Annotated in this window: 14 protein-coding genes; 7 read left to right on the top strand and 7 right to left on the bottom strand. The window is 70.8% G+C overall.

The window, feature by feature from the left end:
• Nucleotides 1-67 precede the first annotated feature (67 nt).
• Nucleotides 68-718, top strand: a complete 651-nt coding sequence (locus CGL27_RS12380) for a TetR/AcrR family transcriptional regulator (protein WP_078640585.1) — start codon at nucleotides 68-70, stop codon at nucleotides 716-718.
• A 44-nt stretch (nucleotides 719-762) separates the two neighbouring features.
• Here the strand turns inward: CGL27_RS12380 and CGL27_RS12375 are convergent, their stop codons facing one another.
• Together CGL27_RS12375 and CGL27_RS12370 are read right to left on the bottom strand one after the other, a co-directional pair.
• Nucleotides 763-1224 carry a MaoC family dehydratase gene (locus tag CGL27_RS12375; protein ID WP_119986583.1) on the bottom strand — a complete coding sequence of 154 codons (462 nt, stop codon included), beginning with the start codon at nucleotides 1222-1224 and terminating at the stop codon, nucleotides 763-765.
• Between the two features lie 236 nt (nucleotides 1225-1460).
• Nucleotides 1461-2072, bottom strand: a complete 612-nt coding sequence (locus CGL27_RS12370) for a hypothetical protein (RefSeq protein WP_078640583.1) — start codon at nucleotides 2070-2072, stop codon at nucleotides 1461-1463.
• 201 nt (nucleotides 2073-2273) lie between these two features.
• Here CGL27_RS12370 and CGL27_RS12365 point away from each other — a divergent pair, with 201 nt between their 5' ends.
• Nucleotides 2274-5117, top strand: coding sequence for a penicillin acylase family protein (locus CGL27_RS12365; RefSeq protein ID WP_119986581.1), 2844 nt, complete (start codon nucleotides 2274-2276; stop codon nucleotides 5115-5117).
• A 61-nt stretch (nucleotides 5118-5178) separates the two neighbouring features.
• Here the strand turns inward: CGL27_RS12365 and CGL27_RS12360 are convergent, their stop codons facing one another.
• A complete protein-coding gene (locus CGL27_RS12360) occupies nucleotides 5179-6513 on the bottom strand; it encodes a serine-threonine protein kinase (RefSeq protein WP_119986579.1) in 1335 nt (444 codons plus the stop codon).
• Nucleotides 6514-6813: 300 nt separating this feature from the next.
• Here CGL27_RS12360 and CGL27_RS12355 point away from each other — a divergent pair, with 300 nt between their 5' ends.
• From CGL27_RS12355 to CGL27_RS12340, 4 genes are all read left to right on the top strand, one after another.
• The gene (locus CGL27_RS12355; RefSeq protein ID WP_119986577.1) at nucleotides 6814-7854 is read left to right on the top strand and encodes a LysR family transcriptional regulator; all 1041 of its coding nucleotides are present in this window, start codon (nucleotides 6814-6816) and stop codon (nucleotides 7852-7854) included.
• A gap of 113 nt (nucleotides 7855-7967) precedes the next feature.
• Nucleotides 7968-8750, top strand: coding sequence for an SDR family oxidoreductase (locus CGL27_RS12350; protein WP_119986576.1), 783 nt, complete (start codon nucleotides 7968-7970; stop codon nucleotides 8748-8750).
• Nucleotides 8751-8819: 69 nt separating this feature from the next.
• On the top strand, nucleotides 8820-10463 hold the full coding sequence (locus CGL27_RS12345) for an AMP-binding protein (protein ID WP_119986574.1): 1644 nt from the start codon (nucleotides 8820-8822) through the stop codon (nucleotides 10461-10463).
• A gap of 30 nt (nucleotides 10464-10493) precedes the next feature.
• The gene (locus tag CGL27_RS12340; protein WP_078640577.1) at nucleotides 10494-11087 is read left to right on the top strand and encodes a TetR/AcrR family transcriptional regulator; all 594 of its coding nucleotides are present in this window, start codon (nucleotides 10494-10496) and stop codon (nucleotides 11085-11087) included.
• A gap of 441 nt (nucleotides 11088-11528) precedes the next feature.
• On the opposite strand, the gene CGL27_RS50010 is transcribed toward CGL27_RS12340, so the two are convergent.
• Nucleotides 11529-12020: a hypothetical protein gene (locus CGL27_RS50010; protein WP_162501056.1), complete on the bottom strand. Its 492-nt coding sequence runs from the start codon at nucleotides 12018-12020 to the stop codon at nucleotides 11529-11531.
• Between the two features lie 12 nt (nucleotides 12021-12032).
• Complete coding sequence (locus tag CGL27_RS51960) at nucleotides 12033-12362, bottom strand: hypothetical protein (RefSeq protein WP_240450972.1); 330 nt, start codon at nucleotides 12360-12362, stop codon at nucleotides 12033-12035.
• On the opposite strand from CGL27_RS51960, the gene CGL27_RS53125 reads away from it, so the two are divergent.
• Nucleotides 12354-12479 carry a hypothetical protein gene (locus CGL27_RS53125; protein ID WP_276147939.1) on the top strand — a complete coding sequence of 42 codons (126 nt, stop codon included), beginning with the start codon at nucleotides 12354-12356 and terminating at the stop codon, nucleotides 12477-12479. The genes CGL27_RS51960 and CGL27_RS53125 overlap by 9 nt on opposite strands.
• Nucleotides 12480-12587: 108 nt before the next feature.
• On the opposite strand, the gene CGL27_RS12320 is transcribed toward CGL27_RS53125, so the two are convergent.
• Nucleotides 12588-12782 (bottom strand): hypothetical protein, encoded by a 195-nt coding sequence (locus CGL27_RS12320; protein WP_240450478.1) that lies wholly within the window; start codon nucleotides 12780-12782, stop codon nucleotides 12588-12590.
• Nucleotides 12783-12999: 217 nt separating this feature from the next.
• On the bottom strand, nucleotides 13000-14214 hold the full coding sequence (locus tag CGL27_RS12315; protein WP_119986569.1) for an acyl-CoA dehydrogenase family protein: 1215 nt from the start codon (nucleotides 14212-14214) through the stop codon (nucleotides 13000-13002).
• Nucleotide 14215 lies beyond the last annotated feature (1 nt).

Raw genomic sequence — 14215 nt, 5'->3', positions numbered from 1 at the left:
GTTGTGGCCCTGCGGGGACCCCGGGGACCTCTAAGCGCTTGCTCACTCTCCGTGTAGGGTGTCCGCCATGGACGCGGAGCCGAAGAACAGCGGGGGCAAGGTCGAGCCCTGGGGCGACATCACCCCCGACGCCGCCCGGCGGCTGGTGAGCGCCGCCGTGCACGCCTTCGCGGAGCGCGGCTATCACGCCACCACCACCCGGGACATCGCGAGCCGCGCCGGAATGAGCCCGGCCGCCCTCTACATCCACTACAAGACCAAGGAAGAGCTGCTCTACCAGATCAGCAAGGTCGGCCATGAGCGGGCCCTGGAGATCGTGGAGCGGGCGCGGGACAGCGCGGGCACGCCCGCCGAGCGGCTGGCCGGCGCCGTCCGCGCCTTCGTCCGCTGGCACGCCGAGCACCATATGACCGCGCGGGTGGTGCAGTACGAGCTCGGCGCGCTGGCCGAGGAGCACCACGCCGAGGTCATCGCCGTCCGCAAGGCAACCGACGGGGCGGTGCGCTCGATCATCGAGGACGGGGTGAAGGCGGGCGCCTTCGACGTCCCGGACGTCCGCGGCGCCACGGTCGCGGTGCTGTCCCTGTGCATCGACGTCGCCCGCTGGTTCAACGCCCGCGGGCGCAGCACCCCCGACGAGGTCGGCGACCTCTACGCGGGGCTGGTGCTGCGCATGGTGGGCGCCGACGGCGGTCAGGACCGTCGGTCGTCATCGTAAGGACGACGGCCGGTCAGGACCTGCCGTAGGAGCGACGGCCGTCGTCAGGCGTAGTAGCGCACGACGCACTCCGCCACGCACACCGGCTTGGTCCCGCCCTCCCGCTCGAGGGCGACCGCCAGCGTCATCTGCAGCCCGTCCTTGACCTCGGTCACCTCCACAATCCGGCCGGTGGCGCGCAGCCGGGAGCCGACCGGGACGGGGGAGGGGAAGCGGACCTTGTTCACGCCGTAGTTGATGCCCATCCGCACGCCCTCGACCCGCAGCAGCTGCGGGGTGAACGACGGCAGCAGGGACAGCGTCAGATAGCCGTGCGCGATCGTGGTGCCGAACGGACCGGCGGCGGCCTTGTCCGGGTCCACGTGGATCCACTGGTGGTCGCCGGTCGCGTCGGCGAACAGATCGATGCGCTTCTGGTCGATCTCCAGCCAGTCACTGGGGCCGAGTTCCTCGCCGACCGCGGACCGCAGTTCATCGGGCGAGGTGAAGATCCTGGGCTCTGCCATGCGTGCCTCCCGGGCAACCACTCACTAAGCGACTGCTCAGCATGGTTGGCCGACCCGGATCCTGTCAACGCGCGCCGCGCCCCCGCACGCGGGCTCCGCGCCGACGCGGCCACCGGCGGACGTCAGCGTTCGCCGGTCCTCGTCAAGGGGTTCCGCGCGCTCGCCGACCACCCGGTGCGGGGACTGCGGCGAGCGCGCTCCCGGCCACAGGCGGCCGGGCGCCATGCGGTGGCGCGTCATACGGTCGCGTAACGGCCCAGCCGGACCGTGCCCCGGGACGCTGCCAGGGCCTCGGTGGTCAGCAGCGGCAGCGGCACCACGATGCCGCAGTCCGCGCAGACCGGCCCGGCCGATGGATAGCGGTCCAGGTCCTCGCGCCAGACCAGGCCCCGTTGCGCACATACGGGGCAGGCCGACCCCGGTCCCGACTCCATCGCCGCGATCAGCCGTCGCAGTACGTCCGCGAGGCGGTCGCCGGGATGGGTCGAGGGGCTCTCGCAGGGAATGATGTCGCATCCGCCCCAGGTGTTCAGATGCCAGTCGTCGACGGTGCTCGGCTGCCGGATGCCGAGAAGTTTCTCCTGCCTGCGCCGGGCGGCGAAGTCCGCCTCGTACGCGAGCCACAGCGTGCGGGCCTCCTCGAGCTCTTCCAAAGCGGTGAGCAGTCGTAGGGGGTCCGGCCTGCGGTCCTCCGGGGGGATCCCGGAGCTGGTGCACAGATGGTGCCAGGTCGCCCGGTGCCCGTACGGCGCGAACCGCTCAAGGCATTTGCGCAGCGATGTGCGCCGAGCAGTGATGTGTCTGCGTGGATTGCGAACTTCTCGTGCCAGTGCTCTGAAACCGGCCACTTCATACCACCTCCGCGAGTGCGGACCCGACTCGTTGTCGAATGGACGTAACGCAGTGCGATCCGGATCCATCGAATTCCCCGGACTTTCTCCGGCAGTCCTCATTGGGCCTCTCGCGTCACGAAGTTGACGTCCGCTCATCTTCCGGGCTGGTAATACCGCCGGTAACCTCCGTCGCGACGGCAATCGGGAGGAGCGCACATGCGACGACGAACCCCCAGGCCCACCAGGACCCGCAAGCTCACCAATACCGTGCTCGCCGTGGCCGCCGCGCTGGGCCTCGGCGTCGCCCTCGCGGCCCCGGCGCCCCAGCCGGCCAGGGCCGAGCCGGCCGCGGCGGCGGCCACCGACTACTGCCGGGGCCAGTGCTCCGACATCCTCCCGCCGGGCGCGACCGGCAACGCCACCCTCGCCGACATCCTCGCCAACCGGGTGCTGGGCACCCACCCCGAGCACAGCGCCGACCAGCTCGGCCCGTACGGCGACCTGGCGAGCGGCTACCCCACCCTCACCGACGACAAGCTGACGAACTTCTTCAACGACTCCTCCTTCGGAGTCCCCGCCGACCAGGTCGCCTCCGTGACCAAGCCGCGCGGCGACGTCACGATCACCCGCGACAAGAAGACCGGCGTCCCGCACATCCAGGGCACCACCCGTGAGGGCACCGAGTTCGGCGCCGGATACGCCGCCGCCCAGGACCGGCTGTGGCTGATGGACCTCTTCCGCCACGTGGGCCGCGGCGAGCTGACCTCCTTCGCCGGCGGCGCCCCCGCCAACCAGGGCCTGGAACAGGACTTCTTCCGCCAGGCGCCGTACACCGAGGACGACTACCAGGCGCAGGTCGACTACATCCTCTCCCACGGTGGCGAGCGCGGCCGCCAGGCGCTGGCCGACGCCCAGGCGTACATCGACGGCATCAACGCCTACGCCAAGAAGGCCAAGGACGGCCGCTACTTCCCCGGTGAGTACGTGCTCACCGGCCATATCGACGCGATCACCAACGCCGGTGAGATCCAGCCGTTCAAGCTCACCGACCTGATCGCCCTCGCCTCCGTCGTCGGCGCCCTCTTCGGCAACGGCGGGGGCGGCGAGGTGGAGGGCGCGCTCTCGCTCCTCGCCGCCCAGCAGAAGTACGGCCTGACCGAGGGCGCGAAGGTGTGGGAGTCCTTCCGCGAGCGCAACGACCCGGAGGCGGCGCTGACCGTACACGACGGCAGCTTCCCGTACGCCGGAAAGCCCGCGACGCCCAAGGGCGGCGCGCTGCCCGACGCCGGGTCGGTCACCCCGGAACAGCTCGTCTACGACCGCGAGGGCGGCGCCACCAAGTCCGGCGCCACGGCCCGCACCAAGGTCAAGGCCCCGAAGGCATCACTGGAGCCGCTGCGCGGCATCTACGACGACGGGGTGCTGCCCCGCGATCTGTTCAGCCGCAAGAAGGGCATGTCCAACGCGCTCGTGGTCTCCGGCAAGTACACCGCGAGCGGCCACCCGGTGGCCGTCTTCGGCCCGCAGACCGGCTACTTCGCCCCGCAGCTCCTGATGCTCCAGGAGATCCAGGGCCCGGGGATCAGCGCCCGCGGCGCCTCCTTCGCGGGCGTCGGGATGTACATCCAGCTCGGCCGGGGCCAGGACTACGCCTGGAGCGCCACCACCTCCGGCCAGGACATCACCGACACCTACGCGGTCGAGCTGTGCTCCCCGGACGGCTCCACCCCGTCCAAGGACTCCACGTACTACCGCTACCACGGCGACTGCCTGCCGATGGACAAGCTGGAGCGGCGCAACGCCTGGAAGCCCACCCTCGCCGACTCCACCGCCGCGGGCTCGTACCGGATGCAGGTCTACCGCACCAAGTACGGGCTGGTGGCCCATCGCGCGACCGTCGACGGCAAACCGGTGGCCTACACCATGCTGCGCTCCACCTACCGCCACGAGGCCGACTCCATCATCGGCTTCCAGATGCTCAACGACCCGGACTATGTGAAGGACGCCAAGTCCTTCCAGAGCGCGGCGCAGAACATCAACTACACCTTCAACTGGTTCTACGCCGACTCCCGGCAGACCGGCTACTACAACAGCGGGCTCAACCCGGCGCGCGCCGCGGACGTCGACGCCTCGCTACCGGTGAAGGGTGAAGCCGCCTACGAGTGGCGGGACTTCGATCCCAAGGACAACACCGCCGCCTCCACACCGCCCGCCGAACACCCCCAGTCCATCGACCAGGACTACTACATCAGCTGGAACAACAAGCTGGCCAAGGACTACAGCGTGGCCGGTTTCGGCAACGGCTCGGTGCACCGCGGCAACCTCCTCGACGACCGGGTGCGCGCCCTGGTCCGCAAGGGCGGTGTCACCCGCTCCGCGCTCACCCGCGCCATGGCCGAGGCCGCCGTCACCGATCTGCGCGGCGAGGACGTGCTGCCGGAGCTGCTGAAGGTGCTGCGCTCGGCGCCCATCGACGACCCCCAGCTCGCCACGGCCGCACAGCAGCTCGACTCCTGGCAGTCGGCGGGCTCACAGCGCCATGAGACCAGCGCCGGCTCGCACACCTACGGGCACGCCGACGCGGTACGGATCATGGACGCCTGGTGGCCGCTGCTGGTCGAGGCCGAGTTCAAGTCCGGACTGGGCGACGGCCTCTACGACGCCCTGCGCGCCAATCTCACGGTCGACGAAGCGCCCTCGGCCGGACACGGCCCCACCGGCTCGCACGCCGGGTCCTCGTTCCAGTACGGCTGGTGGTCCTATGTCGACAAGGATCTGCGCACGGTCCTCGGCGAGGACGTCAAGGGTCCGCTGGCCCGCCCGTACTGCGGCGGCGGACAGCTCAGCGCCTGCCGTGACGCCCTGCTGACCAGCCTGAAGACGGCCGTGGGCAAGACCGCCGCCCAGGTCTACCCGGGGGACGACAACTGCTCCGCGGGCGACCAGTGGTGCGCCGACGCCATCATCCACCGGGCGGTCGGCGGGCTGACCCACGACAAGATGAGCTGGCAGAACCGGCCCACCTTCCAGCAGGTCGTGGAGTTCCCGGCCCACCGCTGAGGCCACCGGGGCGGGGCCTCGCCCCCGGCGAGGCCCCGCCCCCGGCCCGCTGTCCGACTCGCTACTTCGCCCCGATGCGGCCCGCGCGCAGCACCACCCGGGCCAGCTCCGCATGGCAGATGTCGCTGTGTGCCCCGACCGGCGGCACACCGTGCCGTACGACCTCCGAGACATCGACGCTCACACAGCCCTCCGCCGGGAGCGGGCCGTCCAGCGCCTCGGCCAGGTCCAGGCGCGGGCACCCCTCCACCGCCTGGACGCCGTGGTACCCGATCGCCCCCCAGCGGGTGTCGCCCGGCAGCGGCGAGGCATCGTCCCCGGAGACCCGTGACGCCACCGGGTACAGCAGCCCGAGCGCGGTGTCATGGTGCGAATGGCAGGACACCACGGGCCCGCGGACCCGGTGGGCGGCGGAGCGCAGAGCGCCGCCGCGGCCGGCGGCGTGCGGTAGCCGCCCGGCGAACGCGTAGTGCGAGAACGCCCCCTGGAGCAGGGTCACCGACGCCACCGTGGCGCCCTCCGGCAGCCCGGTCAGCGCGTACGACACCAGCCGGCCGCCGAAGCTGTGGCCCACCAGATGGAGCCGCGGGGCGGGCCGGACGGCCGCGAGGGCGCCCAGCACCGGTCCGAGGCCCTCGCGCCCGACCGCGCCGGCCCGCCGCTTCATCACGTAGTACGTCCCCTGGCGGAGCAGCTCGTGCGCCCCGTCCCAGAGGCCGCCGGGCCCGCTGTCGGGAAAGGCGCGGTCCTCCGCGTCGGTCTTGCCGCGCGCCTCGGTGAGCGCGGCGGCGAACCGCTCACAGACCTCCGTCACGTCCGCCCCGAACATCGCCGGTACGCCGTCTTCGTCTTCGTCGGCGTCCGCCGTGTCCCCGGCCGCGCCTAACTCCCCGTGGACCCGGACCAGCCCGCGCACCAGCACCCCGAACTCGTCCAGCGCCGCCGGCCGTTCGGGCCGCTCGGCCAGCAGCTCGGCCAGGCGCGCCACGATCTGCCGCCGCCCCGGGAAGACCGTGTCCAGCGCCCGGTGGGTCTCCGCGTCAAGCCCCGGGCGCGGGGTGCCCGCGTCGAGGCCCGGTGGCGCGCCGGGCGCCGGCTCCGGGGTTGAGCCCGCGAGCGACTCGTCCGCGAACCGCATTGACGGCCACACCACTCCCACATAGCCGAGCCGCGCCGGGCCCGCCTCGCCGAGCAGCTCCGGAAAGGGCGCGAAGAAGCGGTCATAGAGCCGTGTGGCCATCGTCCGGGTGTTGTTCCAGCCGTGCGCGAACACCACCAGATCCGTGAGGTCTTGCTGGGCGGCCTGTTCCAGCAGCCGGTCCAGCTGCCGGAGGTCGACGTCCCCGTAGGCGTCGAATCTCAGCTCCCAGTACGGCCGTACGCTCATCCCCGTCATCGCTGCTCCCCCTTGGATGGCCCGATGTGCGTGCATCGTCCCAACTGCCCCGTCCGCTGGCCATACGACACGCATACGGTGGCCGTCGGACAATCGGCCAGCCGTTCGACTTACCCGGAATGACGCGGGCGGAACCTGGAATGCCGGACTCCGCGGCCATCCGGAGATAGGGAATTCCCGAATATCCATCGGAAGAATATCCCCGCTGTTCTCGGGATCAGTTCCCCCGGAAGGCGCTGCACTATGCTGCGAACGGAAACGTCATTGGGGTGCCGAATACTCTTCGAGCGGAAGGCCGGAATGCCCTTAAAGGATCGATGGCAGTACCCGACGGCGCTGCTGGACACCACGATGGACCAGCTCAGAACGTTGCTCGCGGTCCATGAGGCGGGCACCGCACTGGGCGCCGCCCGGCTGCTGGGGCGAGAGCAGTCCAGTGTGCAGAAACAACTGGACACCCTGAACCGGAACTTCGGCGCACTGTGCGGAGAGCCGCTGGTGGTCAAACGGGGACGCAGTCAGAATGTGCTCTTCACCGCGACCGGGGAGTCGCTCGCCGGACTCGCGCGCGGCACCCTGGAGGACTGGCTGGAGGGACTGCACGACAGCCGCCGCCGTCTCGGCAGCCGGCTCTGTGTCGGCTCCACCCGTTACACCCTCGGCTTTCTGCTGAATGCCGTGGAGTTGGTCACCGGGGAATTCGACCGCCGGGGTGTCGAGCTCAAGGTCGAGCATGTGCGCACCCGGGATCTGCTGGAGCGGCTCGACGCGATCCAGCTCGACCTGGTATGCGGCAGCGTCCTCACCACGGCGGGCCACGACAGCCGGCTCGACGGCTTCGAGGTGATGGAGTGGCGGCGCAGTGGGCTGTCCCTGGTCACCAACCTCGACGCCGAGGAGCTGCCCGGGCCCTCGGTCCCGGTGAGCGAGCTGCCCCGGCTGCCGCTCGCGGTCTCGGCCGACGGGCTCATACCCGGCTTTCTGCGTGGCTGGTTCGGCGCCCGCTACCGCCAGGAGCTGCATATCGCGGCCGAGATCGACACCGTGCAGTACGGGCTGGAGCTGCTCTCCTCGGGCGTGCTGCGCGGCTGTGTGCTGGTCACCGAGGGCATCGGCGACGCGGTGGCCGACGGGCGGATCCGCGCCGGTGCCGGGCTGCGCACCCTGGAGCTGACCGACGGCGTGGGGCCGGAGCTGGAAGTGCTGATCGGGGTGTTCGTACGGGCCGGGGAGCGCACCGCGCAGGACGCCGGCCATCCGCTCAATGTGCTGTGGGACGCGCTCGCCGGGGAGAACGCCCGCTGGCGCGGGGTGATGCGCAAGAAGCGCCCCGGCCGGTAACCCGCCGGCCGTGCGCCGGGAGGCCGGTGGGCCTCTTCCGTTTACACATACCGACTGGTTAGTCTGCGCTGCGGGCAGGAGCCGATCCGAGTCGATCCGAGGAGCTGCGAATCGTGGGTACCGTGCGTGGGGCGCGTGTTGTGGTCACCGGGGCGGGGGGTGGCATCGGCGCCGCCCTCGCCCGGCGCTTCGCCGCCGAGGGCGCCCAGGTCGTGGTCAACGACCTCGACGCCGCCAAGGCCGCCGCCGTCGCCGAGGAGATCGGCGCGACCGCCGTCCCCGGCGACGCCTCCGGCATCGTGCCCGCGGCCCGCGAAGCGCTCGGCGGCGCCATCGACATCTTCTGCGCCAACGCGGGCGTCGGCCACGACGGCGGCCCCGAGGCCGACGAGGAGCTGTGGCAGCAGTCCTGGGACGTCAATGTGATGGCCCATGTGCGGGCCGCCCGGGAGCTGCTGCCCGAGTGGCTGGAGCGCGGCAGCGGCCGCTTCGTCGCCATCGTCTCCGCCGCCGGGATACTCACCATGATCGGCTCGGCGCCGTACGCCGTCTCCAAGCACGCCGCGCTCGCCTTCGCCGAATGGCTCTCGGGCACCTACCGCCACCGCGGCATCGGCGTCCACGCCGTCTGCCCGCAGGGGGTGCGCACCGACATGCTGACCGCCACCGGGGCCGCCGGGGACCTGGTGCTGGCACCCACCGCGATCGAGCCCGAGCAGGTCGCCGACGCCGTCCTGGCCGGCATCGAGGAGGAGCGCTTCCTGATCCTTCCGCACCCCGAGGTGGCCCGGCACTACGCGGCCCGCGCCGGCGACACCGACCGCTGGCTGGGCGGCATCAACAAACTGCAGCGCAAGCTCGAGGATCTCGAGACGGCATCCGGGACCTCGGGCTGACCCCACGGGCCGCCGCTCCCGTACTCTCCGCACCACCACCCTCACCCCCGTCCAGACAGGGCCGCACCCATGACCACGTACCAGGACCAGCCATGGCTCGCCCAGCTCACCGAGGCACAGCGCCGGACGATCAACCCGCGGCCGAGTCCGCTGCACGCGTTCCGGGACGCCGTGCGCACCGCCCCCGGCCATCCGGCGCTCGCCTACTTCGACGGACGGCTGACCTACCGCGAGGTCGACGAGCTCTCCGACGGCATAGCCGGCCGGCTCGCCGCGGGTGGCTTCGGGCCCGGCGACCGGATGGCGATCATGCTCCAGAACACCCCGCACTTCGTGATCGCGCTGCTGGGTGCGTGGAAGGCGGGCGGTGCGGTCGTCCCGGTCAACCCCATGTACAAGGGCGCCGAGCTCGCGCACATCCTCGGTGACGCGGAGGTGAGCGCCCTGGTCTGCTCCCGCCACGCCTGGGAGGACTACATACGCCAGACGGCCGCCGCGTCCCCGGTGCGCATCGCGTTCACCGCCGACGCCCGTGAGCTCCAGACCCGCGACGACGAGCGGGTGCTGCGCGATGAGCCCCTCCCGGTCCCCGAGGACACCGAGGACCTCCTTACGGCCGCCCGTGCCGGGGCCCGCCCGCCGTCCGTCCCCGCACCGCGCGCCGAGGACATCGCGCTGATCAGCTACACCTCCGGGACCAGCGGCACCCCCAAGGGGGCCATCAACACCCACGGCAACATCTCCTACAACGCCGACCGGCAGCACCTCCTGCACGAGCTGCCCGAAGGCTCGACGCTCTTCGCGCTGGCCCCGCTGTTCCACATCACCGGCATGGTCTGCGAGCTGTGCGCGTGCATGTCCGGAGCGGGCACCCTGGCCCTGGCCTACCGCTTCGAGACCGGTGTCGTCCTCGACGCCTTCGCCGAGCACCGCCCCGCCTACACCGTCGGCCCCTCCACCGCCTTCATGGCGCTGATGGCCCACCCCCAGGCCACCCGCGACCACTTCTCGTCCTTCCGGATCATCTCCTCCGGCGGCGCCCCGCTGCCGCCCGCGCTGGTCGAGCGGTTCCAGTCGGCCCTCGGCCCGTATCTGCACAACGGCTACGGGCTCACCGAGTGCACCGCGCCCTGCGCCAGCGTCCCGCCCGGCGTCCGCGCCCCGGTCGACCCGGTCTCCGGCACCCTCGCCGTCGGCGTCCCCGGCGCCGACACGGTCGTACGCATCGTGGACGACGCCGGACAGGACGTGCCGTTCGGCGAACAGGGCGAGATCGTCGTCCGCGGCCCGATGGTGGTGCCCGGCTACTGGCGGCGCCCGGAGGCCACCGCGGCGGCCCTCCCGGACGGGGAACTGCGCACCGGCGACATCGGCTTCATGGACGAGGGCGGCTGGCTGTACGTGGTCGACCGCAAGAAGGACATGATCAACGCCTCGGGGTTCAAGGTCTGGCCGCGCGAGGTCGAGGATGTGCTCTACACTCACCCCGCCGTACGGGAGGCGGCCGTCGTCGGCAAACCCGACGCGTACCGCGGCGAGACGGTCAAGGCGTATGTGAGCCTCCGACCGGAGGCCGAGGCCACACCGGACGAGCTGTCCGCGTACTGTGCGGAGCGCCTCGCCGCGTACAAGTACCCGCGCGAGGTGGAGATCCTGCCCGAGTTGCCCAAGACGACGAGTGGCAAGATCCTCCGGCGGGAACTGCGAGGATGAAAGAGAAGAGGAAGAGAACGGGTGGCGAGCATGGCCAAAACGACGGACGGTGACGGACAGCCGGTGCCACAGCGGCTGCTGGCGGCTGCCACCCGCCTGTTCGCGGAGCGCGGATACGACCGGACGTCCGTACAGGAGATCGTCGAGGCGGCGGGCGTCACCAAGGGCGCGCTCTACCACTACTTCGGCTCCAAGGACGATCTGCTCCATGAGATCTACGGCCGGGTGCTCCGGCTCCAGCAGGAGCGCCTGGACGCCTTCGCGGACGCCGACGAACCGGTGGAGCGGCGGCTGCGGGACGCGGCGGCCGATGTCGTGGTGACCACCATCGAGAACCTCGACGACGCCACCATCTTCTTCCGGTCGATGCACCAACTCAGCCCGGAGAAGCACAAGCAGGTGCGCGCCGAGCGGCGCCGCTACCACGAGCGGTTCCGCGCGCTGATCGAGGAGGGGCAGCGGACCGGGGTGTTCAGCTCCCGGACCCCGGCCGATCTGGTGGTGGACTACCACTTCGGCTCCGTCCACCACCTGGGCACCTGGTACCGGCCCGGCGGCCCGCTGGGCCCCCAGGAGGTCGCCGACCACCTGGCCGACCTGCTGCTGCGCGCGCTGCGGCCGTAAATGCCCTCAATCTCCCCCAGCCACCGCTGGGAGGTGCCCCCTGGACTGGCTGGAAAATCCAGCCCGTCCGGCGATTGAAAACCGGGGGTCCGGGGGCGGAGCCCACCTGGCGCAACCTTGCCATCGGAGCCCTCCGCACGGCCGGAGCGAAGAACATCGCGGCCGGCCTCCGCCGCAACGCCCGCGACTCTCGCCGACCCCCCGCACTCCCCGACCTCGGATGATCACGAACCGGACGTCACGCGATTACGCCGAAGCCCTGCCCCTCAAGGGGAACGGTGTACGCACCTTGCGGCTCGGAGGCCGCGCAGCGCGGTTTGTTCTGGAACCGCAGAACAAACCGGTTTACCCGGTGCTACCACCCGTCTGGATCACGCACCGCTGAGCTGCGGCTTCCACTCTGGAGGGGAACGCTGTACGCCGTGATGCTCGCTGACTCCTCTACGGGTGGTAGATCTCCTGCATAGCGGTGATCTGGTTCTGGCCGTTGACGCGGTAGTGGAAGTACGGGGTGTTGGTGAGCTCGTGGTTCACCAGCCACTTCGGGGCGACCTTCACGGTTGTGGTGTCGCGGAGGACCTTGACGGAGGCGCCTGAGGCGAAGCCGAGCGACCGGGCCGCTCCGCTCGGGGTGTAGACGACGTCTTCGTCGTTCTCCGTGTTGACCTTGCACGTCTGAGGGGTGACGCGCACGACGGTGTTGCCGGAAACCTTCTTGGCGGAGTCCAGCTTGAAGAAGTGCTTGTACCCCGCGGGCAAGTGGCACGGCTTCCAGGCCGTAGCCCCCGTGGTCCTGGCCGAACCGGCCTTGGTGGACACGGCCGGGTTGCTTGCCGCTGACCTCGGGCTGGCGCTGGAAGACCCGCACTCGGCGACGAGGAGCGCGGCGGCGGAGGCGAGGACGACGAGGGCGGATGCGTAACGGTGGTTCATGAACATCCTCTGCTACGAAGATCTGCTGGCACCAAGGGAGATACTGGATCGCGGGTATGGGTTCCACCAACCGTCGGCTGCGATGGGACGGCGGCAACCGCCACACTGCGGAGACGGCTGTATCCACTGGTAGCCACCCGGGAGGCAACGCCTATTCACCCGCATTGCCAGTTTCCGCAGGCAGACACCGCTCGCGAACAGCGGAGCGGGCCGTACGCCAAGGTGTTCCAGGACAGCGGACGGGGCGTCAGCGCTCCACTCGCTGACTGCCGGCAGGGAGGTTGCTCCGGCCGGAACCGCGTACGCGGTCAGTGCGAGCACGACGACCAGAGCGTGCCGCACACCGCGGGGATCTCGCGGGTCGGGCACCTCGCCGAGCCGCTCCAGCAGGCCCGGGATCTCCTCGGGCACGGCCACTGGATGCTGGCGGAGTTGGTCAAAGGCAGACGGGGGCGGTGATGATGCGTCGGCAGGCACGGTCTTGCACTCGGATCACAGAGCGTCGAGAACTCCATGACCTTGGAAGCCTGTGCCTGTCACGTCCCCACAACCTCGCTGAACCGGACGTCAAGCGACAACGCCGAAGCCCTGGCCATCCGCCGAGTTGCGGACGTCGAACGGACCGACCTTCGACGCGCTCACATCCAGGTCCACAGCCTCACGGACCCCGCCGCCTCGACCGAAGTCGATACCGAGCGCCGCCGCCGCTATGTCGTCGGCCTCCCGCTGCCGCTCCGGGCTGGTGGTCTCGTCCGTCCGCACTGACAGCCGGATACCGGACCCCGCGCAGGGTCTCGGCGACGCTGACCCCTACCGTCGTATTCGTCTCCATGTCCCGGGGGAGCGCAAGGGGTGCGAGACTGCTTTGACCTGCTGCGTTACCACCACTGTCGATCACTTCAGAACTACCTGTCTGGAGCATCGGTAAGGGGCGGGGTGGGGAACGAACCCCGCCCCGCCCCCACCCGCACCGCTTCAGTTACACGTACCGCTTCAACTCGCGCCGCGCCAGCGACCGTTGGTGCACCTCGTCCGGCCCGTCAGCCAACCGCAGCGTGCGGGCCGCCGCCCACAGCTCGGCCAGCGGGAAGTCCTGGCTCACCCCGCCCGCGCCGTGCAGCTGCACCGCCCGGTCCAGAATCCGAACCACCGTACGCGGCGTCGCGATCTTGATGGCCTGGATCTCGGTGTGCGCCTCGCGGTTGCCCACCGTGTCCATCAGCCAGGCCGTCTTCAGCACCAGCAGCCGAAGCTGCTCGACCGCCACCCGCGCGTCCGCGATCCACTCATGGACCTGGCCCTGCTGGGCGAGCGCCTTGCCGAAGGCCGTACGGTCCACGGCCCGTCGGCACATCAGCTCGATACCGCGCTCGGCCATGCCGATCAGCCGCATGCAGTGGTGGATCCGGCCGGGGCCGAGCCGGGCCTGGGCGATGGCGAAACCGCCGCCCTCCTCGCCGATGAGGTTGCTCACCGGCACCCGCGCCCGGTCGAAGACCACCTCGGCGTGGCCGCCGTGGTAGTGGTCCTCGTAGCCGTACACCCGCATGGCCCGCCGCACCTCGACGCCCGGGGTGTCGCGCGGCACCAGCACCATCGACTGCTGACGGCGCACATCGGCGCCCTCCGGGTCGGTCTTGCCCATCACGATGAAGATCTTGCAGTCGGGGTTCATCGCCCCGGAGATGTACCACTTGCGCCCGGTGATGACGTAGTCGTCGCCGTCGCGCTCGATCCGGGTCTCGATATTGGTCGCGTCGGACGAGGCGACCTCCGGCTCGGTCATCGCGAAGGCCGACCGGATCTCCCCCGCGAGCAGCGGCTCCAGCCACTGCTTGCGCTGCCGCTCGTCGCCGAACTGGGCGAGCACCTCCATGTTGCCGGTGTCGGGGGCGGCGCAGTTCAGGGCGGTGGGGGCCAACTGGGGGCTGTGGCCGGTGATCTCCGCGAGCGGGGCGTACTGCAGATTGGTCAGCCCCGCGCCGTACTCCTCGTCGGGCAGGAAGAGGTTCCACAGCCCCTGCCGGCGGGCCTCGGCCTTGAGCTCGCCGACGACCGCCGGGGTCAGCCACGGGGAGTCCAGGGCCGCGCGCTGCTCCTCCGCGACCGCCTCCGCCGGATGGACATGCTCGTCCATGAAGGCGAGCAGCTTGGCGCGCAGCTCTTCGGTCCGGGCGTCGAATGCGAAGTCCATG

The sequence above is a fragment of the Streptomyces sp. 11-1-2 genome (genome assembly GCF_003595545.1).
In the GTDB taxonomy this organism is placed as follows: domain Bacteria; phylum Actinomycetota; class Actinomycetes; order Streptomycetales; family Streptomycetaceae; genus Streptomyces; species Streptomyces hygroscopicus_B.
This window is presented reverse-complemented; position numbering and strand designations above follow the sequence as displayed.